We start from the raw sequence: 21387 nt of genomic DNA, 5'->3' as shown, positions 1-21387 counted from the left end.
CAGGTTTCTAAGTTGAGTACAATCGAATTATGTTTCTTGATTTCAACCTGTAGGTATTACCTATTGAAGTGATTACAACCAAGCTGGTTTTTATCATATGAATGGATTAACTGTTTCTCAATTGATCTACCGATCAATTTAGTCAGACCAATCGGATAATATGAATTCATCTAACCGGTTATAAGATTTTGATCGCAGACGTTGAAGCGCAGCTGGGTTTCATTCTTTTGGGTTAAAGGCAAAGGGTCAAGAACTAAGGAGACAATTGATATTATCTTTTCTCCTCACCGTTCTCCCTTAATTGAGAGATATGGCGATCTAACCGATCGGTCAATTTCAACTTGGGAAATTGTGAGATAACATCGTGAAGATTAGTATTTCTAAAATTTATGTGGCGATCGCTCGGGTTAGGTCAATGGTCGCAATTTATTCAGGTGACTTGGAACTGGCTAATTCGATATACTCAATATTGGCTAGCTTGCTTTAAGTTACCCCCAAAATCAACAGACTACTTGAACTGGCGGCATCAATTTTTACAAAAGCGATTGCATCTAGGACTTTGGCTGGCACTATTTTGGCACTTGATTATATCGGCTGAAGGTCTTTACTCTGTTCTGTTTGAGTTTGAGAGATTAAAAGCAGTTGCTCTCAGTGACTACGGAAATGCCTCAATTGCAGATCAATGGAGAAGCGCATCCATCATCTATCATGTAGCTGCTAATCTATTTTTATTAGCTTGTTTGATTGGGCAAAAAACGACCTGGGGACGACGGTATCCTGAAGCACTATTTTTGCTTTTTACTTGTTCCTTGAGCAATCTGATAAATATTATTTTCACCTTTTTTGGTCTTCCTGAAACACCAAAATCACTCTTATTTTTGATTATTGCGATTCTGGTTCCAGTGCATTGGGTGTTACATCTCATCTATCAAGCCGTATCTATCGCCTATTATGCAATTTTCTATCCCATAACTGGTCTAGCTACTATTGAGTATGCGAAAATCTACAATCTTTACTCCAGGGAAATTATTATCCAACTTGCTTGCGCTTGCTCGGTCAGTATTCTATCGGTGTACTTATACGAACGCTTGAAATGCTCAGAGTTTGAAGCCAATCGCCAACTACAGATATTTCTGCATTCTGTGTCGCATGATTTGCAAACTCCAGTTATTGGCAGCTCGGTTGTATTGAAAAGCTTGTTGGGTAAAGCCACAAGTGAATTAGATGATGAGATTAGTGTGAAACGATCAGCGATTAAACGGTTACTACAAGGAAGCGATCGCCAGCTTGCCTTGATTAATTCTCTCCTCGAAGCTCACACCACTGCAATCAAAGGTATCACTCTCAATTGTGAACCAATTCAACTGAAACCACTGGTTGATTCAGTATTAATTGATCTAAATTATGGGTTGACCAAAAAACGGATTAAACTTACCCATCGCATCAGGGAAGATCTGCCATTGGTGAACGCTGACGCCAATCAACTCTGGCGAGTGTTTAGTAACCTCATCGGAAATGCACTTAAACACAACCCTTATGAAATTCAGCTAACGTTGGACGCAAATGTGGTTGAGTCTGGGCACAGGCGTGTAGGAGTAGAAACGCTGATTCGTCCTAAAGCTCCGGTGCTGCTCTGTGTGGTGCAAGATAATGGAGTTGGCATTGCTCCAGAACAATGTCACCGATTATTTGATCTCTATTTTCGTGGATTACGAGCGCGGTATATGCCAGGTTTAGGATTGGGATTGTATCTTTGCAAGCAAATTATTCAAGCGCATGGTGGCGAGATTGGCGTCGTTAGTTACCTGGGCGGCGGGTCAACGTTTTGGTTCACCTTGCCTCTATACCCAACCTGACCGCAATGCTACCACGGCTGCTTGCACCCTATCGTCAACTGCTAATTTGTTCATAATGCTCCGAATATGGGCTTTGACAGTGCTTAGGCTAACGTATAAAATGGATGCAATCTCTGGATTACTGCGTCCTTCAACAATCAGCTTTAGTACCTCTAACTCTCTTTCACTCAGCGGATTTGCTGGTTTAGAGCGAACGGCAAGTTGTAGATGTTTAACGACGCACTGGGCAATTTGAGAATCGAGATAGGTCGCTCCATCTTGAACGCAAGAGATCGCCGTTACCAATTTTTCTAATCCTAAGCCTTTCACACAGTATCCATCTGCTCCACTTGATAAAGCTGCAATAATTTCCTGTTCCGATTTATGCGAAGTGAGCATCATTACCCGTACCATTGGCAAGCTGGCTTTAATTTTCTGAGTAGCAGCAATACCATCTAGCTCTGGTAAACCAATATCCATAATCACTAAGTCTGGATTAAGTTCAAGTGCTGCATCAATGCCAGAGTAACCATCCTCCACTTGACCGATAATTTGCAATTGAGGATATTCTGCCAAAAGATGCTCTAAACCTAACCGCATCACTGGGTCATCTTCTACAATCAAGACGCGCAGATCAGAAAATTGCAGGCTAGGAGATTGCATAAAAATAAATACGGGGATTTTTAATCTGAATTCAGTGTACCTAATGCCCTTAGCCGTACTCAAAAGATATACTCTCATGCCATAGAAATAACAACGTTTAGCGCGGTAAGATCGACAGTTGCTCTTTCTGGCAAGCGCATATAAGTTTTAACGGAACCTAACCCCAACCCTGGTAGGGTTGGGGCAAAAAATCCATAATGTGATACGAGATAATAGGCTTTTTAGGTCTCTCTCCTTGTAAGAGACGAATGGACGCAGGATCTACTTCCTGCTACCCCAACAATGAAACCTATTTTTTTAGTTGAAACTTCTCATCCTGCCAAACTCCATCGCCTCTTCTTGTTTAAATTCTAAAGCTTCTTCTTTTTCTAAGTTAGTCAACACTTCCCGTACTGTCTGCCGAGATACTCTTAGTTCCATATTATCCCAGCAATGACCTTGACCTCTTTTCACTTCAGGTGAATTGCGTAACTGACGCAATACATTTAAACAAGCAGGACAGTCACAGCCAAATAAATTAACGGCAGCATCACTTTCTGCTGCACTAAAATCTAAAAAAGGGTGCTCTTCAAAGGTCACATCAGTGGATGCAATTAAAATACCACGGTTGTGGTGGGGGTTGATAGCAGATATCTGAAAGTCAGTTGGTACATCGCAGGAGGCTTGAGTTTTCGTGGCAGATACACCAGGTGTAAGTAACATAGTCAACATTGAGCCAACTACAGTTGGAATTGCCACCAAATTAAACCATAGCTTGTGTTTCATACTCAAATCTCCTCGACAACTTAACAAACCTTTGAGCAGCAATTGTAATTGATCTCAGGCTAGTACACCAGCTTTATTCAACCTCAGCAGGCAATTATCTGGAATTAATAGCAAATTACTCAAGTTCTCAGAGAATTTTAGTACAAAAATTTACTTTTATTTAGCGTACTTCAATATTTTTTGAACAGGAGATATTTAATTATTTGTAGTGTTTTTACCAAGCATGAATCACAGATGCCCTCTGACTAAAGTCGGGACTACCCAAGCAAAGTTTCAAGAGTTTTGTTAGCGTAGCGGTGCCTTAGCACGTTTTGAGTTAATCTCATTCATAATTTAGAACTTCATAGAGGTGGACTTTAGTTTATAGTACTCTCTAATTCGTAACCAAACCGATGCTTGCAATTGGTCGAAACAGTTTCACTCTTTAAGCGATCGCAATTTCAAAATCTATTTTAAAAACTGACAGGTGCTTTTTATAATAGCAAGACACTCAGCGAACTCAGTAGCTTAATTTGTTACTAAAGAGGCAAGCTTTTAATCTTCCACTACCTCAAATAAATCTTCCATCATTACATCAAACGTCCTTGCCAGCTTGCAAAGTGCCGTCAGATCAACAGTTGCTCTTTCTGGCAAGCGCATATAAGTTTTGACTGTACCATAAGGCACTCCAGAACGATCTGAAACCTCTTTGATGTTCCAACCTTGTTTGTCAGCAAATTCCTGAATTCTTAACCTTACTAGCCCCATGCTTGACAAGTAGTGAGTTTTCGCTATTTAATAGTAATATATAAAACTGCGCAGTTGATTACTAAAGAAGCTACTGTTCGCGTAATTATATTTACTCTTTGATTATTTCTACTAAATCCTCAATCAGAACATTAAAAGTTTTCGCTAATTTGCACAAAGCAGTAACATCAGCCATTGCCATCCCTGAAGACACTGCATAAGTCTTAATCGTGCTGTATGGAACACCTGAACGATCAGAAACTTCTTTCAGTGTCCAGTTTTGTTTTGCTGCAAACTCTTTAATTCGTAACCTAACCAAACCCATACTTGCAATTGGTCGAAACTTCGACTAAAATAGAGTATCGCTTAAAAAGCGATCGCCCCAGAGCCTAGGAAACTTAAGGGCGATCCAACAATACATAAATCTCCCACACTGTGAGAGGTACTTACCAAAACAAGGAAAGAACTTACCAAAATCGGAATGACCAAAATTGGGAGAGTACTTACCAAAATTAGGAAAGCACTTTTATGATAACAAGACAACAAGCAAAATCAACTGAAGCCAAGACTTTTCATCCACTCGCACGATTTGTCACCAAAGAAGCAATTGCATTACTCCTCAACCGCGAACCCGAAGAGATTTATCGCATCGATTGCTGGCGACATGTGATTCATGTTGTAGGAAAGGGAATTAGTCGGTTTGTTAGCTATGCAGATTTACCACCAGTATTAGGCGTAGAACCTCCCACCCAAGCAGATATATGCCGTTGGCGCAAGCGCTGCGCGGTTCAAAAACAGAAACACGCGCCTCAGTTTTGGGTAGATTTTTACGTGCAAAAGTTCATGCAAGTTGTTGCTTTCGACGATCTCGTCGCCTTGGGAAAACTCATTAGCAAGATCAAGCAAGTATTCTCCTCGGAAGCGCTGCAAACTCTACGTAATGCTTATCTTAGTGCTAAGTATGTTTTACAAGAATTTTAAGCTTGAAAGAGCAAATGATATGCAACTATTTACCGTGGTATCCAGCGCTAGGAATAAACTCTGTTTCTTTGAGCAGCATCTGTAGTTTTGCGTGAGGAAGTTTCGTGTCTTTCTTGTGATTTTCCCACATATCAGCAAAGAATTGCATCAGCGCAATGATACTGCGGTATTTGACAATGCTAGCAACATAGAATTCATCTAACTCCAAATCCCCGTCAGCATGGATCTGTTCGATATTGTCGAGTAATCGCGATCGCTGTTCATAAAGCTGTAAGCCTTTGTTGATGCCATATTTTTCCAATATCTGGCGTTTATGATTATCTGAACAGGCATCATACAACGGTTGAATTAGATGTCCAAGGTTTCGTAAAACTTCTCCGTAGTCGTAGAATGTGTTCTGCTCAAAGAAAAACTCTTCATTTTTCGTCAACGCAAAACTTTTGTCCAGTACTAAACCTGACGGGGTGACAGGGGGATAAATAGGAAGAGGTTGAGTAATTACAGCTAAAAAAAGATAGGCTGGCTATTGACAATGCCCGCCCATCACTAAAAATGCTGCCTAAATTCTATCAGACTCATCTGCGCTCCCTACTGAATGCAAATCAATACATATTACTCAATCTCCTGGTTGAACTACTGCAAGGGCAAAAACAAGTACGGCTGGAAAGACTTGCAGCTAATCTACCATTACCGATTTTATTCGAGAGCCGTCGTCGCCAGTTGCAAAGGTTTTTACTATCTCCAAAATTGACAACTTCATCAGTGTGGTTTGCGCTCATCAACTACTTACTAACGAGCTACTTTTCAAGCAGTAAAGAGTTAACTGTTGTAGTTGAGCGAACACAATGGCGTGAATTAAATTTGCTGATGGTAAGCATTATTTGGCAGCAGCGAGCTATCCCGCTACATTGGCAATTTCTTCAGCGCAAGGGTAACAGTAGCTTCACTCAGCAACAAGCCATATTTACCAACGTCTTACCGCTACTTAAAGACTATCAAGTTACTGTTTTAGGTGATAGAGAGTTTTGCTCAGTTGAATTAGGGCAATGGCTGGAAAACCAAGGACTAGCGATATGTCTGCGCTTAAGGTGCAATGAATCTATCCGTCGCCAAAACGAGTTTACACAACAGTTGAAGTTACTGGGATTGAAACCTGGTATGTCAATGTTCTTTGCTGGAGTCAATGTTACCAAGCCAGCTGGTTTTAGCCAGTTTAATGTAGCGTGTAAGTGGAAACGAAACTACCGCCAAAAGCAAACGACTGAAGGCTGGTTTTTATTAACTAACTTAACAAACCTTTCATCTGCCATAACTGCTTATCAACAACGTAGTGGAATTGAATGTATGTTCCGCGACTGTAAAAGCGGTGGCTACAATCTTGAAAGCTGCCATGCAATTGAAACTCGTTTATCTGCAATTGTTTTACTCATTGCTATTGCCTATACAAGTGCAATTATTCAAGGTGTAAACATCAGAACATCAAAGGTTGAACGTTACATCTGCCGTCCAAAGGAAAGTGGTCGAAGTCAACGCCGTCATAGCAACTTTTGGGTAGGTTTGTATGGTCAAGCTTGGCTGAATAATCTCCAACTATGCGTTGATTGGGTAGGTCAATGGATGCGTTCTAATCGCAATAAGCGGCTCTATTATCAACAGGGATTACGCGCTATAGACTTGATTCAGCTTGCTTTCTAGCCTTTTTGTCACCCCATCAGGTACTAAACCAAAATCAGTCAAATAAATCTGTTCACCATCAGTGAGGACATTGTAAAAATGCGCGTCGAAGTGGATGATTCCCTTCGTTCTCAAAAAGTCAATCGTCGTGCGTAAGTCATCTAGGGGTTGCTGAAGTTTGTCGAGGTTTTCCCGCAGCCATGTTCCAAGAACATGCGGTATGTACTCTAGGAAAAGAACCAACTCATATTTGGCGATCGCTCTATCTAACACATACTTTCCAGCATTCTCACTATTGCCCCAATATTCCACATAACTGTTTAGACGCGACCTATCCACATCCGCCCGCTGCCCAGAGAAGGGAATAATCCGATAATGGTACATCAGTGGAAAAGTGGCGATCGCACCTTCTAATACCCATTGGGTTGTCTTGATATGAGCCACGAGTTCGCGGAAAACCCCAAATCCAGTGGAACCGAAGCCATAATTACAGTAAGTCGGCAGGTCATAAAGGTTTCTAGTGGAGAACAGGTTATCATATTCGATGCTCGTAACCGGAAGGCGTTTCACAAAAACCTTGGATTGTCCAAGCACTATGGCGTGGTTTAGCCCTCAACCCGAATTTGACGTATTTGACTCACTATCATCAAATAAAGAACGTAATTGTGCATTATCCTATCGAGCAATTTGCGAACTGAGCTTAAAGTACCTTTTCCTTCTAAGTTCTATATAGTTCTCAGTCATTTTCCCCGTCTAGCCACAGCATGAGAAACCGCATGAGGCAGTATGCGCACATTAAGATGTTAGCTTGATACACAGCCTCTATTGAGGCGATCCAAATAAGAGTTGGGCTGCTTTGGGTGACTGCTGTTGGCGATATTTCAAGGCTACCTGCCAGTAATCAGCTTCAGATTAAGCATTATTCTTGACAACGATTGCTCTCTTCAACTCGATGATTTTCTATTGATGTCGAGAATTCATAAATTCTTGACAGTTTTCCTGCAATACTGTTATAACGATGTTATGAAAAAAACAGTGTTATAAATAATAATGGCGTTACGAACTACCGAGAAGCGCAGGATTTGCATCAGCAAGCACTACGTCAAGGTATTTTGGACGATGCTAGTAATTTACTACTACGTGAGGGATTACAAGCCCTGTCTATGCGGCGGATTGCTCAAATAGTCGGATGCTCAACGACTGTTCTTTACACTATGTTTGGCAGTAAGCAAGGATTGGTCGAGGAGTTGTATTTGAAAGGCTTTGCAATGCTGCGTCAGACATTAGAAGCTGTTCCGCAATCTGACAACTGGCTGGAGTATCTTATCGCTTTAGGAGAAGCCTACCGAGCTTTTGCTTTGGCAAATTCAACCTATTACGCTGTGATGTTCTGCCAAACTAGTCCAGAGTTTACGCCAACTAAAAGCTGTATTCAACAAAGTTGGTCAAGCTTTGCACTGCTCGTCAGTACGGTACAAGCATGTATCGATGCAGAAACTTTTGTGGAGAACAACGCTCAAGAAGTGGCGAAAATGCTTTGGGCAGTTGTTCACGGTCATGTTGGATTAGAACTAACCGGACATTTCACAGACTCGGCAAGTGCCGCAGCACGATTTAACCACACAATCCGTATTATCCTAGCTGGACTGACTCATCGACAGTTCTTTGATTAGAAATACGCAAATGATGCAATCTTCCTGGTATGCTTGGCTGCTGGTTATTACCGCCGCGATCGCAAATGCAACTGGTACGATTTTCCTTAAACAGTCTCGTCTTACGGCTGCTAAGACAGGATTTATCGCAGTGTTATTTTCTCCTTGGTTTCTGAGTGCATTGCTAATTTATACTCTTGGGCTGCTGCTTTTTACTAAAGCTTTGGGGCAATTGCCTGTTTCTGCGAGTCAACCTGTGATGGCGGGTGTTAGTTTTATCTCGGTCGCTTTGATCGCGAGTGTGTTATTCGGTGAAAGATTATCGTTTAATCAGCTAGTTGCCTTAGGTTTAATTGTTGCTGGAATTGCTGTGATGACTCGTTCATAATTGCTATGACTCAACTTGAATTTCTGCAAGATCGCTATCTCAAGGTTGAACAGATCAAGACTCGTTACTGGTATGCAGGCGATTGTGGAAGTCCCATTGTTTTGCTACACGGAGCCGGAAGCTCAATCGAAGCCTGGAGTCAGAACGTTCGGGCACTTGCTCAAGAGCACCAAGTTTATGCCTTTGATATGGTTGGCTCTGGCTTATCCGATAAACCAATCGCGACCTACTCTTTAGAATATCAAGTGCAATTTCTGAGGAACTTTATTAACACGCTCAAGCTTCAACGCGCAGTTTTTATTGGACATTCAGTAGGCGCAAGTCTCGCACTTAAACTCGCATTAGAGTCACCTGAACAGGTGGAGAAATTAGTCTTAGTTTCCTGCTTTGGGTTAGGGCGAGAAATCAGCATTGCCAGTCGCTTACTCGCTGCATTTCCCCTGATTATTCATTTATCTCAGCCCAGCCCCAAGAATGTCAGGTTAATCCTGCGACAAAATGTCTATGACATTAAATTAGTGCCCAGTAAGTGGGTTGAAATGCGCTCTGAGGCTTTCAAATTACCTGGTCGTAAACAAGCATTTGTTTCGTTTTTGAGAAGCAATGTCAATCTGCTAGGTGTTCAGCAAAGTGTTTTTCGCCCGATTGTCAGCCAGCTTGCGAATATATCCGCGCCAACTCTAATTATTTGGGGCAAACAAGACGCAATTGTGCCAGTTGCCCATGCTCATCTCGCAGCGAAACAGATTTCTAATGCTTATTTGCACGTTTTCGATCAATGTGGGCATTGGGCACAGTTTGAACACCCACACAAATTTAATCAGTTAGTTGTAGAGTTCTTGACAGCAGCTCAACCGGAGCCTGTAGAAAAATGAATGGAAAGTAGCACAATGATTGTGCTGGATACCCATATTTGAATTTGGTGGGTAAATGGTGACACTCAACTTGCACATGAGTATCACAACTATATTCAAGAGCAGGAATCACAAGGCTTGGGTATTAGTGTAATTTCATGCTGGGAGGTCGCGAAGTTGGTTGAACGGAATAGATTGATGCTATCTATTCCAGTTGATGAGTGGTTAGACCAAGCTCTAGCGTATCCTGGCATATGCCTTTTAGATTTAACTCAAAAATTTGCATAGAATCTACTCAACTTCCTGGTGAATTTCATCGAGATCCAGAAGATGAGGTACAAGAACTATGCCCTAGCAGTCAGTCAAACCAGTAGGATTGCATAACTAGTACAATATAGACACACATAAACCCCAACTATGTTGTTGTATGAACCGTTTTCTGTTTCCTGTCGTAATTGAAAAGGACGAGGAAGGCTATTTTGCATCATGTCCAACACTACAGGGCTGCTATACTCAAGGGGATTCCTATGAGGAAGCTCTGCAAAATATTCAAGATACCATCCTTCTACACATCGAAGACAGAGTAGCAAATGGTGAAGAGGTTCCCAAATCCCACATGAGTCTGACCACCGTAGAGGTGCAGGTTTGAGTTCTCGCCTTCCTAGAGTTTCAGCTACAGAAGCTATCAAAGTTTTAGAAAAAATAGGATTCGCCCTATCTCAACAAAGTGGAAGTCACAAAATTTACCGAAAATGCTGAAGGCAGAAGAGTGACTGCGCCTTATCACGGCAATACAATTCTTAAATTAAAGACTTTTAAAAGTATTCTCAGTGATGCTGGTTTAACAGTTGAAGAATTTATTGAGTTATTGAAAAGCTTATAGAAAAAATGCCTAACATTGTGGCAAAAAAGACCGGATCAAAATTATCTATAGAACCAGAGATGATTTGTGGTGGTTCAATGCCCTTAGGTTGATTGAACTTCAATAATTTAAACACACAACTCACAAGCTTTCCGATTTAATTGCTCAAGCCAGGTGTGTAACTAATGAGCTACAATTATTAAGGCTTCTTTACAGAATTGGCGATCGCCGCCACAATCTGTTACTAAGCTGCAATCAATCCCTCTCTACCATCATTGGAACGCTCCTATGACGCTCCCTATTCGTAACGTTGCCATTATTGCCCACGTTGACCACGGCAAAACTACCCTGGTTGACGCTTTGCTTCGACAATCTGGTATTTTTCGCGAAGGGGAAGACGTTCCAGACTGCGTCATGGACTCTAACGCTTTAGAAAGAGAGCGGGGCATTACAATCTTGGCAAAAAATACAGCGGTTAGCTACAAAGATACGCTGATTAATATTGTTGATACTCCTGGACACGCAGATTTTGGCGGTGAAGTTGAGCGCGTTCTGGGAATGGTTGATGGCTGTATCCTGATTGTGGATGCAAACGAAGGACCAATGCCTCAAACACGCTTTGTTTTGAAAAAAGCACTAGAAAAAGGCTTACGTCCAATTGTTGTCGTCAACAAAATTGACCGTCCCCAAGCTGATCCGCATGGCGCAGTTGATAAAGTCTTGGATCTGTTTATTGAATTGGGTGCAGACGACGATCAGTGCGACTTTCCTTATTTATTCGCATCTGGTTTAGAAGGCTACGCCAAAGAAGATCTTGATGCTGAAGGGGTAGATATGCAACCCCTATTTGAAGCGGTTCTCCACCATGTCCCACCCCCAGTAGGCGATCCTGACAAACCCTTACAATTGCAAGTCACAACCTTAGATTATTCTGAATACCTAGGGCGAATTGTCATTGGTAGAATCCACAACGGTACAATCCGCATGGGTCAACAAGCGGCTTTAATTACCGAAACAGGCAACATTGTTAAAGCCAAAGTTACCAAGTTGATGGGTTTTGAGGGACTCAAGCGCATTGAAATGCAAGAAGCGTCTGCAGGCAATATTGTTGCGGTTGCCGGATTTGCAGATGCAAACATTGGGGAAACAATAACCTGTCCGAACGAACCGCAGGCGCTACCACTGATTAAAGTCGATGAACCAACACTGCAAATGACTTTCTCAGTGAATGATTCGCCGTTTGCTGGACAAGAAGGAAGTTTTGTCACCTCGCGACAATTACGCGATCGCCTATTCCGCGAATTGGAAACAAACGTCGCCCTGCGGATTGAAGAAACAGATTCACCCGATAAATTCTTAGTGTCTGGTCGAGGTGAATTACACTTGGGAATTCTCATTGAAACAATGCGACGTGAAGGTTACGAGTTTCAAGTTTCCCAGCCACAAGTTATTTACCGCGAAGTTAACGGTCAACCTTGCGAACCTTACGAATATTTAGTGCTAGATATTCCTGAAGAAGGTGTCGGTGGCTGTATTGAACGCTTAGGGCAACGTCGCGGCGAAATGCAAGATATGCAAGTTGGTGGTAATGGTCGCACGCAATTAGAATTTGTGATTCCAGCACGCGGTTTAGTCGGTTTTCGCGGTGAATTCATGCGCCTGACTCGTGGTGATGGCATTATGAACCATAGCTTCCTCGATTACCGTCCACTTAGTGGCGAAATTGAAGCGCGTCGTAATGGGGTATTAATTGCCTTTGAGGAAGGAACCGCAACTTTCTATGCAATGAGAAACGCTGAAGATCGCGGTGTTTTCTTTATTACTCCAGGGATTAAAGTTTATAAAGGCATGATTGTTGGCGAACACAACCGCCAGCAAGATTTAGAACTTAATGTTTGCAAAACAAAACAACTGACGAATCATCGTGCTTCTGGCGGTGAAGAATTAGTCCAGTTGCAAGCACCGATGGAAATGAGTTTAGAACGTGCTTTAGAGTATATTAGCTCTGACGAACTAGTAGAAGTCACACCACAATCAATTCGTCTGCGGAAAATGGCGAAAAAGTTGGCAAAGCGTTGATAGCAAAGTAATTAGCGAAGGGTATTCTTAGAGAATAAAATCAGTAGTGTGGGCATCCTGCCTGCACTTATTTTTTACTAATGACCTTAAACAAACAAATGGCTGACTGGCTAGAGTCTCGTTGGGTCACACCAGCTTACAGTGGTTGGGTACTCATCGGAGTCACTAGCTGTTTTTTTGGTGCTGCTGTTAATACAATGGCAGGATGGCTATATGTTTTAAGCGGCTTGGGTTTTGCCTTATTAGGAATTGCTGCAGTTGTCCCTGTGCGATCGCTTCGCGGTATCCAAATTCGTCGTGCAACCATTCAACCAGTGAGTGCAGGTGAAGCATTAACTGTAGAAATTGAAATTGCTAACCACACAACACGTCCTAAAAATCTCCTGCAAATTCAAGATTTATTACCTTTTGTTTTAGGTCAACCAGTACAAGCACCCATCGAAATAATTCCACCACAATCAAGTTATCAATGGGTTTATCATCAGCCGACACAACAACGGGGTGTCTACCGTTGGCATAATGTACAATTAAGAACTGCTGCACCTGTAGGGTTATTTTGGTGTCGTCGTCAGCAAGAAACCCCTGCTACAGCCATTGTTTACCCTACTGTTTTGCCACTAACAACGTGTCCGATTATTGACAGTATAGGACAGGAAAATCATGCTAAGTCAAATAACCAACAGCGTGTCGAATTAGCAACTGAAGGATTAACGCGATCGCTTCGTCCTTATCGTCAAGGAGATCCTTTACGCTTAATCCACTGGCGCAGTAGTGCCCGTTACGGAGAGTTTCGTGTCAGGGAATTAGAATTAATGACCGAAGGACGCGAACTAGTCATTTGCTTAGATAGCGCTGCAACTTGGGAAGAAAATAGTTTTGAACAAGCCGTGATTACTGCTGCATCATTATATTTTTATGCGCAAAAGCAACAATTAAGCGTACAACTTTGGACAGCCGCAACAGGTTTAGTTCAGGGAAATAGAGCAGTCTTACACGCTTTAGCTGCAACGCATTTTAATGAAGTGCAAGTAGCAAATGTACCTCAAAGTTGTCTTGTTTGGTTGAGTCAAAATCCATCAATTTTGAAGACAATTTCTCCCGATAGTTATTGGATACTATGGGGGGATGATTCAACAGTTAATCATAATTCTTTTGGTATTGTCATTGATAAAGATCAGCCATTGCCATCTCAATTACAGCAGGTTGTGCGAGTAGGGCGTGGTGTTTGAAACGTAGACGCGTAGCAGCTTGCCTTATGCTACCACAAAGGCACGTAGGTCACAAAGAAAGGACGTAGGAAGAGTATTAAAGTTAATAACTGAGGATTCTATGGCGATCGCCTTTAAGTCATGTCAATCCAAGCTATTCTTACCCTATTACCGATTACCGCGTTCCCAATTACTATTTTCTACAAGTCACAATTAATTTAGGTTTGCTGTAGAACTCAGAATGTGATGTGTCTACCTACGTTAAAATGCAGGAAACGTCTTGATTACGAACTTTTAAGATTATGAAACCCACAGATAGCAGCAACTTATCTACGGATAAAAGTTTGGAAGCGATGTGGCAGTTTGCTCAAACTTACGCTAAGCGCACAGGAACTTACTTTTGTGCTGAACCTTCAGTGACAGCTGTGGTGATTGAAGGACTTGCCAAACATAAAGATGATTTAGGTGCGCCTTTATGTCCTTGCCGTCACTACGAAGATAAAAAGGCAGAAGCAGGTGCAGCTTTTTGGAATTGTCCTTGTGTTCCTATGCGCGAACGTAAAGAGTGTCACTGTATGTTGTTTTTGACGCCAGATAATGAGTTTGCTGGCGAACAGCAAGATATTCCTATAGAGACGATTCAAGAAGTACGCTCTAGCATGGGATGAATGAATCAATACCAGATGAGTTTTGGCAAAGCGTAGAGCAATTTAATACACGACAGTTCTACGCCTGTCACGATACATTAGAGGCTTTGTGGATGGAAGCATCAGATCCAGAGAAAACATTTTATCAAGGGATCTTACAACTTGCTGTCGCGCTTTATCACTTGGGTAATAGTAACTGGCGGGGAGCAGTTATTCTACTGGGAGAAGGCACAAATAAACTGCAACGGTACTCACCGACTTTTGGCGGTATTGATGTCGAAGAACTCATTGATTCCAGTTGTCAGTTATTGACACAATTGCAGCAAGCAGGACCAGAAAAAGTTCATGAGTGGATAGTTCAAAAAGAAGTTAACGAAAATTCAGACTTGCTACCAATAATTACAATAGCGCAATCAGAATAAGTGAGTAAAATTTGAATTGGTTATGCTTGAGAAGTCGAAACTTAAGCGTAACGGTAATCGTCAGATGAAATAAAGTCTGCGCTGCCAGGGTTGTTGCTCTTTTTCATGCTAACTTATGATGCCCCATTTGCCTTCTCTGATCCGTCATCGTTTAGCGATCGCACTGCTACCATTTACGTTACTAAGTGCGATCGCCTTAAACAGTCCTTTACCAAGTGCTAGAGGTCAAACTGCTGACCAAAATTCATTGATCATCAATTCTGATGTTCAAGAAGCTAACTCGCAAACAGGAATTTTTACAGCACGCGGTAATGTTCAAATGAATTACCCAGCGCGGCAAATTCAAGCAACTGCGGCGCAAGCACAATATTTTAGCGAAGAACGAAGAATTATTTTAAGTGGTGATGTGTATATTTTACAACAAGGAAACAGCATTCGAGGTGAAAATGTCACGTATCTGATCGACGAAGGGCGATTTATCGCGACACCTAAAGCAAACCAGCAAGTGCAATCTATCTATATTGTTTCCGATCCTAATCCTAATCAACTACCAGGAACCCCACCTGCACCCGCAGTCCCACCGTTAGCACCCAACCCAGGATCGTAAACTAAATCAGTTGGTTATGCTTGTGGGTATGTTAGTGGAGTGGTAGTGAACAAGATTGTCTTAGAAAATATCCACAAATCTTACGGTAAACGCGTTATTGTTAATCGCGTCAATATTTCTGTGGCGCAAGGCGAAGTTGTCGGGTTACTTGGTCCTAATGGTGCCGGAAAAACAACAACATTTTACATTGCGACAGGTCTAGAAAAGCCAAATGAAGGAACTGTGTGGCTAGACGACAAGAACATCACTTCACTACCAATGCATCAACGCGCGCGGTTAGGAATTGGCTATTTAGCCCAAGAACCAAGTATTTTCCGTAACCTCAGTGTTAAAGATAATCTCTTATTAGTTCTACAACAAACAAATGTTCCTCGGCGGGAATGGCAATGGCGGTTAAATGAATTATTACAAGAATTTCGCTTAGAAAAAGTTGCTAACACAAAAGGAATCCAAGTTTCTGGTGGCGAACGGCGACGTACCGAATTAGCAAGGGCATTAGCATCTGGGCGTAATGGACCAAGTTTTTTATTCTTAGATGAACCTTTTGCAGGTGTTGACCCGATCGCTGTTGCCGAAATTCAAGCTATGGTAAAAAAATTACGCGATCGCCATATGGGTATCCTGATCACTGACCACAATGTCCGCGAAACACTGGCAATTACAGATCGCGCCTATATCATGCGTGAAGGGCAAATCCTCGCAGCAGGTAACGCCGAAGAACTCTACAACGATCCTTTAGTACGGCAATACTATTTAGGCGATAAATTTCAGATTTAGTAACTAGGATAAACATTATACAGCAAATCATGCCAATTACCCATCACCTATTACCTATTACCCAATGTAATGACAATCGCTAGTCACAAATTTGCAAAAATCCCATCACTGACTCTGTTTTCAGTGATGGATCGCTACATTGCGATGGAACTGCTACCACCATTTTTATTTGGCGTTGGTGCTTTTTCTTCGGTGGGAGTTGCGATCGGGACATTATTTGATTTAGTACGGCGAGTCGTAGAGTCGGGACTACCATTGGAAATTGCGTTGCAGGTGTTTCTCTTGCAGTTTCCTTCGTTTGTAGTGTTGGCGTTTCCAATGTCTACGCTATTGGCTGTGTTGATGACATACGGTCGCTTTTCTAGTGATAGCGAACTTATTGCCTTACGAGGTTGTGGAATTAGTGTTTATCGTATCGCTTTACCTGCAATCATTCTCAGTTTAGTTGTTACTGGAATTACGTTTTTATTTAACGAGCAAATTGTTCCTGCATCAAACTATCAAGCGACACTAACTTTAAATCAAGCACTTAAGCGAGATACCCCCACATTTCAAGAAGAAAATATAATTTATCCTGAATACGAAGACGTGGAACAAGCTGATGGCGAGAGGATGAGGATCTTGTCACGGTTATTTTATGCAGATCGCTTTGACGGTCAAACAATGACAGGCTTGACTATTATTGATCGCTCTAAAGATGGTTTAAATCAAATTGTCATGGCAGAGAATGCGGCGTGGAATCCGCAACAAAACCTTTGGGATTTCTATGATGGTACGATTTATCTTGTTTCGTCAGATAGTTCTTATCGCAACATTGTCAGATTTAAACATCAGCAACTACAGTTACCTCGTGCGCCGTTAGATATCTCCAGCAAAGGGCGAGATTACAATGAAATGAATATTGCAGAAGCACGCGATCGCTTAGAAATTATTCGTTTTAGCGGTGACGAACAAAAAATTCGCAAACTGAGAGTCCGCATTCAAGAAAAAATTGCGTTTCCATTTGTTTGTGTTGTATTTGGCTTAGTCGGTACTGCTTTAGGAACTAAACCGCAACGTCGCGCCGGAAAAGCAACCAGCTTTGGTGTCAGTGTAGTGATTATTTTTACGTACTACTTATTTAGTTTTATCTCTAGTGCTTTAGGAGTAGCAGGGATTTTAACTCCTGTGATGTCAGCCTGGCTACCTAATCTCTTTGGCTTTACTGCAGGTGGGCTATTGTTAGTTCGCGCAGCACGATAGAGAGAATAGACCTCCTGCACGAATCACAAATGCCCTGCGACTGAAGTCGGGGCTACTCAAACGAAGTGTGCCTCCGCACACTGTAAACAATATATTTAAGAGGGTAAAGCATGCCTTACCCGTAGTCCACGGAGGTGGACTTTGTTTACGCAGTAGCGAATTTATTCGCAAGCGGATTCACGCTGCAATTCGCCATCCCTGAGCGTACTGTTGTGCATTCCATAATGTAGCGTAGCGCCCTTGTTGTGATAATTCTGGATGAGTTCCTCTCTCCACAATACACCCGTCTTCTAGGACTAAAATCGAATCTGCACCAATAACAGTAGACAGACGGTGAGCAATGACTATCACGGTTTTATTAGCAACAAGTTGATCGATGGCTTGTTGTACAGCAACTTCACTTTCGGTATCTAAAGCTGATGTGGGTTCATCTAATATGACAATTGGCGCATCTTTAAGAATCGCACGCGCGATGGAAATACGTTGACGTTCTCCACCCGATAGCGTACCACCAATCTCACCCACTGAAGTATCGTATCCTTTGGGTAAACGGCTAATAAACTCATGACAATTTGCGGCGCGTGCAGCTGCTTCAACTTCAATATCTGTTGCGTCAGGTTTAGCCATGCGGATGTTGTTGCGAATCGTGTCATCAAATAAATAGACATCTTGAAACACCGCAGAAATATAGCGCATAAGTTGACTTGGTTCTACTTGGCGCACGTCTACCCCACCGATGCGAATACTACCTTGTTGCACATCGGCAAAGCGGCTAATTAGACGAGTAATTGTGGTTTTACCGCTACCGGACGATCCTACTAAAGCTGTCAACGTGCGTTCAGGCGAGTGAAACGATACATCTTGCAGCGTCCATTCGGATTGATCGGCATAGCGAAACGAAACATTTTCAAAAGTAATGTCAAAAGAATTAAGTTGAGTGGGTGGTGTTTGTACAGGAAGCGGAGGAATACTCATCAAAGCTTCAATCCTCTCTAATCCAATTTCCATTAAGTCGAAGACACTAGCAAGCCCTGTTAGTTGAGCGAGTGGTTCGCTAAAACGCATGGCGATCGCCACCAGCGCAAATAAAGCCGGAGTTGAAAGGCTTCCTTGCAGAACAAACAGTGTTCCTAAGCCAATAACTGTAAAAATACCAACTTCAACGACAGTTGCCATAGCGATTAGCGGTAAATTGACTAGTCGCTGTCCTTTCGATTGCACATCACGTTGATGAACGAGTGCAGCTTGAAGAAGTTGCGATCGCTCTCCAACCTGTTTTGTCGCTCGCAGTACAGGTAAACCTTGGGTATATTCCACCACCCGTGAAGCCGTGTTGGCATCAGCGTCTGTTATTTCGCGTAGCAAACTTTTGACAAGCGATCGCATTTGGCGGTAAATTGGCACAGCTAAGGGAAATGTAACTAACAATGCCACCGCTAATCGCCAATCGATGAACAGCGTGACGATAATGACAACAAGTGGCACAACTAACGTCTGAATAATCAGTGTTGCCAAACTGCCAATCCACAACACAATCTCACTCACATTACCGCTCAGCACAACATTGAGATCGCCCGACTGTCGTTGATTCAATTCTTCTAAAGGCATCCGTCGCAGTTGTTCTGCGAGTCGTAATCTTGTTTCATGGGCAACATCAGTAGATGTTATCCAAGCAAAGTCTAGTTCTCGCCAGCGAATCAATCCTTCAACGATAACTAAAAATCCGAATAAAGCTAAGAGTGTCCAAACTCTTTGAACATCAATCGGTTGCGTCATCAATGCTGATAGTAAGGGAAAGAAAAGAGCAAAGATGACTCCTTGAATAATAGAGGCGATAACAGACAGCAGCAGTGCAGATTGCAACTGCGACTTATACGATCCGGCAACATCCATCATCCGACGATAGGTATTAAGCATGGCTTTATCTTAAGTTTGGATAAATTTTTGGTAACAGTTGATCGAGGATCAGGCGCAGCATTCGAGTGCCAGTACCACTGTGCCAAAACTGATCGACTTCGTAGACTTGGTGGTTTTGTACTGCTTGCAGTTGTTGCCACAACGCATGATTTGTTAGCTGTTGCGAAAGAGGAACCTTGGCAGGTGAATAAGTTTGCACAAAGATAATATCGGGGTTGACTGCTAAGATGTCCCGCAGCGAGAGCGTCATTAACCCTGGTTCTCCACGATGGTTTTGTGGCTGATACCACGGGTAATCTGTGAGTTGTTGCAAAATGCTACCAAGTGTGCCTCGATCTGTCTCAACTAGGAATTTACCCATCCAACGATTTAGACTCGAACCGCCCATCATCAGCACTGTTTTATGAGGTGTCGTAATGGAGTTACGATGGATGTTGAGACACTGTTCAAACTGGGCGATCGCTTTTTCTGCGGCATAGGTGCGATCGCATAAATCCCCTACATCTCGCAATCGTTGCAGCGTAACTTCATAGCCAGTTTTGTTCATCAAATACACAGGTGCAATGTTGTTCAACCAAGGTTTATAAAATCGATGCGGAAACGCCCATCCGAGAATTAAATCTGGTTGTAGTGCTTTGATGCGATTGATTTGGGGAAACATCCACGAACCGACTGATGCAATCTGCTGTGCCTGAACGCCATAAAATTCAGGTTGATCGGCAATACCTTTAGCTAGATATCCCACAGGCTGTAACCCTAATTCAAATAAAGTATCTAAACCTGTTGCTGTTAAACTCACAATCCGCTTGGCAGGTTTTAACAGAGTGAGCAATGTTCCTGTATCATCTATGACTTGTATATCACTGGAGCGTTGCATAAACATGACTCTTTTGTTGTTCTAACCACGCGATCGCCTCTTCGACTGATACAAAGACATCGCAAGGACATCCCATCATTTTGGTTCCGATGAGTTTTGTCATTGGTTTATAAAGGGCAAATACTGTTGATGTTGTTACGGTGGCGTACCCAAAACAAAATTTGGTTAGTTGCGGTTTGTTGTACTTAATCCATTTACCAATTGTTGAATTAACGCCTTTTTCTCGGTTTTTACTATTGTCTTCATGGGCGATCGCAAGAATTGCAAAGGGTTCTTTCTGGGTAATGAGTTCCTCTAACTTGGAGATATATTGATTGGCGTCGTCCATTGTCATGCGACCTTCGTAGGTAAAGGTAATGATGGGAATTTTTTCGGTGATGGTTAACATAGGGGAAAATGATTTGAGTTGTAGAATTTTTTGGAAACAAACCACATTGGCGCAGCCTTCCCGCAGGGTAGTACACAAAGAAAAGAGTTGCAGAGGGATTTTTAAGTAGGTGTGGATAACTAAAGATCGCATACAACATCTGTCGGGTAATAGGTAATAGGAGTGTGGAAGGAAACAATTACCGATTACCAATTACCAGTTACCAGTTACCAACCTTAATGAAGTTCTAACGCCTACAAGAGATAGGGTATTAATCGCTTGGTTTTGTGCATGTATTCTTGATACTGATCGCCGAATTGATCGAGCATCATTTGTTCTTCATTGCGAACTCGGACGATGTATAAAATGCCAAAGCCGATGATTCCTGATAATCCTGCAATCCAGTTGGGTAGTAATAGCGCTTGGGCAATACTCCATAACCAGATCGATGTATACATGGGATGGCGAATTTTTTGATAAATACCGCTGACGATCAGTGTGTGTGCTTCTCGTACTTGCAACGTGGGCGACCAGTTACGACCGAGATCGTGATGCGATCGCCAAAATAGCCACATTGCGATCGCAAATGTCACAACGCCCAAGCCATTAGCCCAAATTGGTAGGTGATAGTTGGCAATATCAAGCCAGGGAGTAAAAACGTATACGAGTGGCAAAGCAACCATCCCTAAAAACACCAAAAACAGCAATCCGTTTTCTTGAGGAGTTTTGCGATTATCGATGATGGTGTTTTGTTTAGTTTCTCGCTGGTAAGGAATGCGGATAATTGTACTTGCCGCTAGCCCAATCAGGAAGGCGATTTTGAGGATTTGCGTGTCCATATTTT

The 21387-nt window shown here is 42.3% G+C and carries 25 protein-coding genes; 15 read left to right on the top strand and 10 right to left on the bottom strand.

Going from position 1 to position 21387, the window contains the following annotated elements; all coding sequences use genetic code 11:
- Positions 1-389 precede the first annotated feature (389 nt).
- Positions 390-1856: a sensor histidine kinase gene (locus CSQ79_RS25080; protein WP_099703833.1), complete on the top strand. Its 1467-nt coding sequence runs from the start codon at positions 390-392 to the stop codon at positions 1854-1856.
- Here CSQ79_RS25080 and CSQ79_RS25075 read toward each other — a convergent pair.
- The 4 genes from CSQ79_RS25075 to CSQ79_RS25060 all read right to left on the bottom strand — a co-directional run bounded on the left by CSQ79_RS25075 (position 1842) and on the right by CSQ79_RS25060 (position 4314).
- Positions 1842-2498 (bottom strand): response regulator, encoded by a 657-nt coding sequence (locus CSQ79_RS25075; protein ID WP_099703832.1) that lies wholly within the window; start codon positions 2496-2498, stop codon positions 1842-1844. The genes CSQ79_RS25080 and CSQ79_RS25075 overlap by 15 nt on opposite strands.
- A gap of 297 nt (positions 2499-2795) precedes the next feature.
- Positions 2796-3263: a hypothetical protein gene (locus tag CSQ79_RS25070; RefSeq protein ID WP_099703831.1), complete on the bottom strand. Its 468-nt coding sequence runs from the start codon at positions 3261-3263 to the stop codon at positions 2796-2798.
- A gap of 534 nt (positions 3264-3797) precedes the next feature.
- Positions 3798-4010: a helix-turn-helix domain-containing protein gene (locus CSQ79_RS25065; protein ID WP_099703830.1), complete on the bottom strand. Its 213-nt coding sequence runs from the start codon at positions 4008-4010 to the stop codon at positions 3798-3800.
- 91 nt (positions 4011-4101) lie between these two features.
- Positions 4102-4314, bottom strand: a complete 213-nt coding sequence (locus tag CSQ79_RS25060) for a helix-turn-helix domain-containing protein (protein WP_099703829.1) — start codon at positions 4312-4314, stop codon at positions 4102-4104.
- A gap of 203 nt (positions 4315-4517) precedes the next feature.
- Between CSQ79_RS25060 and CSQ79_RS25055 the strand changes: the two genes are divergently transcribed.
- The gene (locus tag CSQ79_RS25055) at positions 4518-4970 is read left to right on the top strand and encodes a hypothetical protein (RefSeq protein WP_099703828.1); all 453 of its coding nucleotides are present in this window, start codon (positions 4518-4520) and stop codon (positions 4968-4970) included.
- Positions 4971-4995: 25 nt separating this feature from the next.
- Here the strand turns inward: CSQ79_RS25055 and CSQ79_RS25050 are convergent, their stop codons facing one another.
- A complete protein-coding gene (locus CSQ79_RS25050) occupies positions 4996-5400 on the bottom strand; it encodes a hypothetical protein (protein ID WP_289501537.1) in 405 nt (134 codons plus the stop codon).
- Positions 5401-5522: 122 nt separating this feature from the next.
- On the opposite strand from CSQ79_RS25050, the gene CSQ79_RS25045 reads away from it, so the two are divergent.
- Positions 5523-6665 (top strand): IS4 family transposase, encoded by a 1143-nt coding sequence (locus tag CSQ79_RS25045; protein WP_099703827.1) that lies wholly within the window; start codon positions 5523-5525, stop codon positions 6663-6665.
- On the opposite strand, the gene CSQ79_RS25040 is transcribed toward CSQ79_RS25045, so the two are convergent.
- Positions 6630-7214 carry a BUD32 family EKC/KEOPS complex subunit gene (locus CSQ79_RS25040; RefSeq protein WP_289501536.1) on the bottom strand — a complete coding sequence of 195 codons (585 nt, stop codon included), beginning with the start codon at positions 7212-7214 and terminating at the stop codon, positions 6630-6632. The two genes, CSQ79_RS25045 and CSQ79_RS25040, sit on opposite strands and share 36 nt — an antisense overlap.
- Before the next feature lie 512 nt (positions 7215-7726).
- Between CSQ79_RS25040 and CSQ79_RS25035 the strand changes: the two genes are divergently transcribed.
- From CSQ79_RS25035 to CSQ79_RS24975, 12 genes are all read left to right on the top strand, one after another.
- A complete protein-coding gene (locus tag CSQ79_RS25035; RefSeq protein ID WP_289501535.1) occupies positions 7727-8317 on the top strand; it encodes a TetR/AcrR family transcriptional regulator in 591 nt (196 codons plus the stop codon).
- Positions 8318-8327: 10 nt separating this feature from the next.
- Positions 8328-8684, top strand: coding sequence for a DMT family transporter (locus CSQ79_RS25030; protein WP_289501534.1), 357 nt, complete (start codon positions 8328-8330; stop codon positions 8682-8684).
- A gap of 5 nt (positions 8685-8689) precedes the next feature.
- Positions 8690-9559: an alpha/beta fold hydrolase gene (locus tag CSQ79_RS25025; protein WP_099703825.1), complete on the top strand. Its 870-nt coding sequence runs from the start codon at positions 8690-8692 to the stop codon at positions 9557-9559.
- 406 nt (positions 9560-9965) lie between these two features.
- Positions 9966-10187 (top strand): type II toxin-antitoxin system HicB family antitoxin, encoded by a 222-nt coding sequence (locus tag CSQ79_RS25015; protein WP_099703824.1) that lies wholly within the window; start codon positions 9966-9968, stop codon positions 10185-10187.
- Between the two features lie 78 nt (positions 10188-10265).
- The gene (locus CSQ79_RS25010; RefSeq protein ID WP_289501533.1) at positions 10266-10421 is read left to right on the top strand and encodes a type II toxin-antitoxin system HicA family toxin; all 156 of its coding nucleotides are present in this window, start codon (positions 10266-10268) and stop codon (positions 10419-10421) included.
- 267 nt (positions 10422-10688) lie between these two features.
- Positions 10689-12479: a translational GTPase TypA gene (gene typA, locus CSQ79_RS25005; RefSeq protein ID WP_099703823.1), complete on the top strand. Its 1791-nt coding sequence runs from the start codon at positions 10689-10691 to the stop codon at positions 12477-12479.
- Between the two features lie 80 nt (positions 12480-12559).
- Positions 12560-13708, top strand: a complete 1149-nt coding sequence (locus CSQ79_RS25000) for a DUF58 domain-containing protein (protein WP_099703822.1) — start codon at positions 12560-12562, stop codon at positions 13706-13708.
- A gap of 281 nt (positions 13709-13989) precedes the next feature.
- The gene (locus tag CSQ79_RS24995) at positions 13990-14355 is read left to right on the top strand and encodes a ferredoxin thioredoxin reductase catalytic beta subunit (RefSeq protein WP_099703821.1); all 366 of its coding nucleotides are present in this window, start codon (positions 13990-13992) and stop codon (positions 14353-14355) included.
- On the top strand, positions 14352-14756 hold the full coding sequence (locus CSQ79_RS24990; protein WP_099703820.1) for a DUF309 domain-containing protein: 405 nt from the start codon (positions 14352-14354) through the stop codon (positions 14754-14756). The genes CSQ79_RS24995 and CSQ79_RS24990 overlap by 4 nt, the downstream gene beginning before the upstream one ends.
- A 115-nt stretch (positions 14757-14871) precedes the next feature.
- Positions 14872-15363 carry an LptA/OstA family protein gene (locus CSQ79_RS24985; protein ID WP_099703819.1) on the top strand — a complete coding sequence of 164 codons (492 nt, stop codon included), beginning with the start codon at positions 14872-14874 and terminating at the stop codon, positions 15361-15363.
- A 45-nt stretch (positions 15364-15408) separates the two neighbouring features.
- A complete protein-coding gene (gene lptB / locus CSQ79_RS24980; protein ID WP_099703868.1) occupies positions 15409-16140 on the top strand; it encodes an LPS export ABC transporter ATP-binding protein in 732 nt (243 codons plus the stop codon).
- A 126-nt stretch (positions 16141-16266) separates the two neighbouring features.
- Positions 16267-17382 carry an LptF/LptG family permease gene (locus CSQ79_RS24975; RefSeq protein WP_099703818.1) on the top strand — a complete coding sequence of 372 codons (1116 nt, stop codon included), beginning with the start codon at positions 16267-16269 and terminating at the stop codon, positions 17380-17382.
- A gap of 177 nt (positions 17383-17559) precedes the next feature.
- On the opposite strand, the gene CSQ79_RS24970 is transcribed toward CSQ79_RS24975, so the two are convergent.
- The 4 genes from CSQ79_RS24970 to CSQ79_RS24955 form a co-directional block, all read right to left on the bottom strand.
- On the bottom strand, positions 17560-19299 hold the full coding sequence (locus tag CSQ79_RS24970; protein WP_099703817.1) for an ABC transporter ATP-binding protein: 1740 nt from the start codon (positions 19297-19299) through the stop codon (positions 17560-17562).
- A 4-nt stretch (positions 19300-19303) separates the two neighbouring features.
- Entirely contained in the window at positions 19304-20176 is an 873-nt protein-coding gene (locus tag CSQ79_RS24965; RefSeq protein ID WP_289501531.1) for an ABC transporter substrate-binding protein, read from the bottom strand.
- Positions 20160-20564 (bottom strand): SpoIIAA family protein, encoded by a 405-nt coding sequence (locus CSQ79_RS24960; protein WP_289501530.1) that lies wholly within the window; start codon positions 20562-20564, stop codon positions 20160-20162. Before CSQ79_RS24960 ends, CSQ79_RS24965 begins: the two co-directional genes overlap by 17 nt.
- 233 nt (positions 20565-20797) lie before the next feature.
- Positions 20798-21382, bottom strand: a complete 585-nt coding sequence (locus CSQ79_RS24955) for a protein-S-isoprenylcysteine O-methyltransferase (protein ID WP_289501529.1) — start codon at positions 21380-21382, stop codon at positions 20798-20800.
- Positions 21383-21387 lie beyond the last annotated feature (5 nt).

It is taken from the genome of Gloeocapsopsis sp. IPPAS B-1203, assembly GCF_002749975.1.
Classification (GTDB): Bacteria; Cyanobacteriota; Cyanobacteriia; order Cyanobacteriales; family Chroococcidiopsidaceae; genus Gloeocapsopsis.
The sequence above is the reverse complement of the archived record's forward strand: the minus strand, read 5'-3'. Positions and strand labels throughout refer to the sequence as shown.

What these genes read in the sequence shown, in the direction of transcription:
- CSQ79_RS25055 (WP_099703828.1), top strand. Translation starts at nt 4,518, where the DNA reads ATGATAACAAGACAACAAGCAAAATCAACTGAAGCCAAGACTTTTCAT.
- CSQ79_RS24955 (WP_289501529.1), bottom strand. Translation starts at nt 21,382, where the DNA reads ATGGACACGCAAATCCTCAAAATCGCCTTCCTGATTGGGCTAGCGGCA.
- CSQ79_RS24965 (WP_289501531.1), bottom strand. Translation starts at nt 20,176, where the DNA reads ATGCAACGCTCCAGTGATATACAAGTCATAGATGATACAGGAACATTG.
- CSQ79_RS24995 (WP_099703821.1), top strand. Translation starts at nt 13,990, where the DNA reads ATGAAACCCACAGATAGCAGCAACTTATCTACGGATAAAAGTTTGGAA.
- CSQ79_RS25060 (WP_099703829.1), bottom strand. Translation starts at nt 4,314, where the DNA reads ATGGGTTTGGTTAGGTTACGAATTAAAGAGTTTGCAGCAAAACAAAAC.
- CSQ79_RS24990 (WP_099703820.1), top strand. Translation starts at nt 14,352, where the DNA reads ATGAATGAATCAATACCAGATGAGTTTTGGCAAAGCGTAGAGCAATTT.
- CSQ79_RS24985 (WP_099703819.1), top strand. Translation starts at nt 14,872, where the DNA reads ATGATGCCCCATTTGCCTTCTCTGATCCGTCATCGTTTAGCGATCGCA.
- CSQ79_RS25080 (WP_099703833.1), top strand. Translation starts at nt 390, where the DNA reads ATGTGGCGATCGCTCGGGTTAGGTCAATGGTCGCAATTTATTCAGGTG.
- CSQ79_RS25025 (WP_099703825.1), top strand. Translation starts at nt 8,690, where the DNA reads ATGACTCAACTTGAATTTCTGCAAGATCGCTATCTCAAGGTTGAACAG.
- CSQ79_RS25000 (WP_099703822.1), top strand. Translation starts at nt 12,560, where the DNA reads ATGACCTTAAACAAACAAATGGCTGACTGGCTAGAGTCTCGTTGGGTC.
- CSQ79_RS24970 (WP_099703817.1), bottom strand. Translation starts at nt 19,299, where the DNA reads ATGCTTAATACCTATCGTCGGATGATGGATGTTGCCGGATCGTATAAG.
- typA (WP_099703823.1), top strand. Translation starts at nt 10,689, where the DNA reads ATGACGCTCCCTATTCGTAACGTTGCCATTATTGCCCACGTTGACCAC.
- CSQ79_RS24975 (WP_099703818.1), top strand. Translation starts at nt 16,267, where the DNA reads ATGGATCGCTACATTGCGATGGAACTGCTACCACCATTTTTATTTGGC.
- CSQ79_RS25015 (WP_099703824.1), top strand. Translation starts at nt 9,966, where the DNA reads ATGAACCGTTTTCTGTTTCCTGTCGTAATTGAAAAGGACGAGGAAGGC.
- CSQ79_RS25065 (WP_099703830.1), bottom strand. Translation starts at nt 4,010, where the DNA reads ATGGGGCTAGTAAGGTTAAGAATTCAGGAATTTGCTGACAAACAAGGT.
- CSQ79_RS25075 (WP_099703832.1), bottom strand. Translation starts at nt 2,498, where the DNA reads ATGCAATCTCCTAGCCTGCAATTTTCTGATCTGCGCGTCTTGATTGTA.
- CSQ79_RS25030 (WP_289501534.1), top strand. Translation starts at nt 8,328, where the DNA reads ATGATGCAATCTTCCTGGTATGCTTGGCTGCTGGTTATTACCGCCGCG.
- CSQ79_RS25070 (WP_099703831.1), bottom strand. Translation starts at nt 3,263, where the DNA reads ATGAAACACAAGCTATGGTTTAATTTGGTGGCAATTCCAACTGTAGTT.
- CSQ79_RS24960 (WP_289501530.1), bottom strand. Translation starts at nt 20,564, where the DNA reads ATGTTAACCATCACCGAAAAAATTCCCATCATTACCTTTACCTACGAA.
- CSQ79_RS25045 (WP_099703827.1), top strand. Translation starts at nt 5,523, where the DNA reads ATGCTGCCTAAATTCTATCAGACTCATCTGCGCTCCCTACTGAATGCA.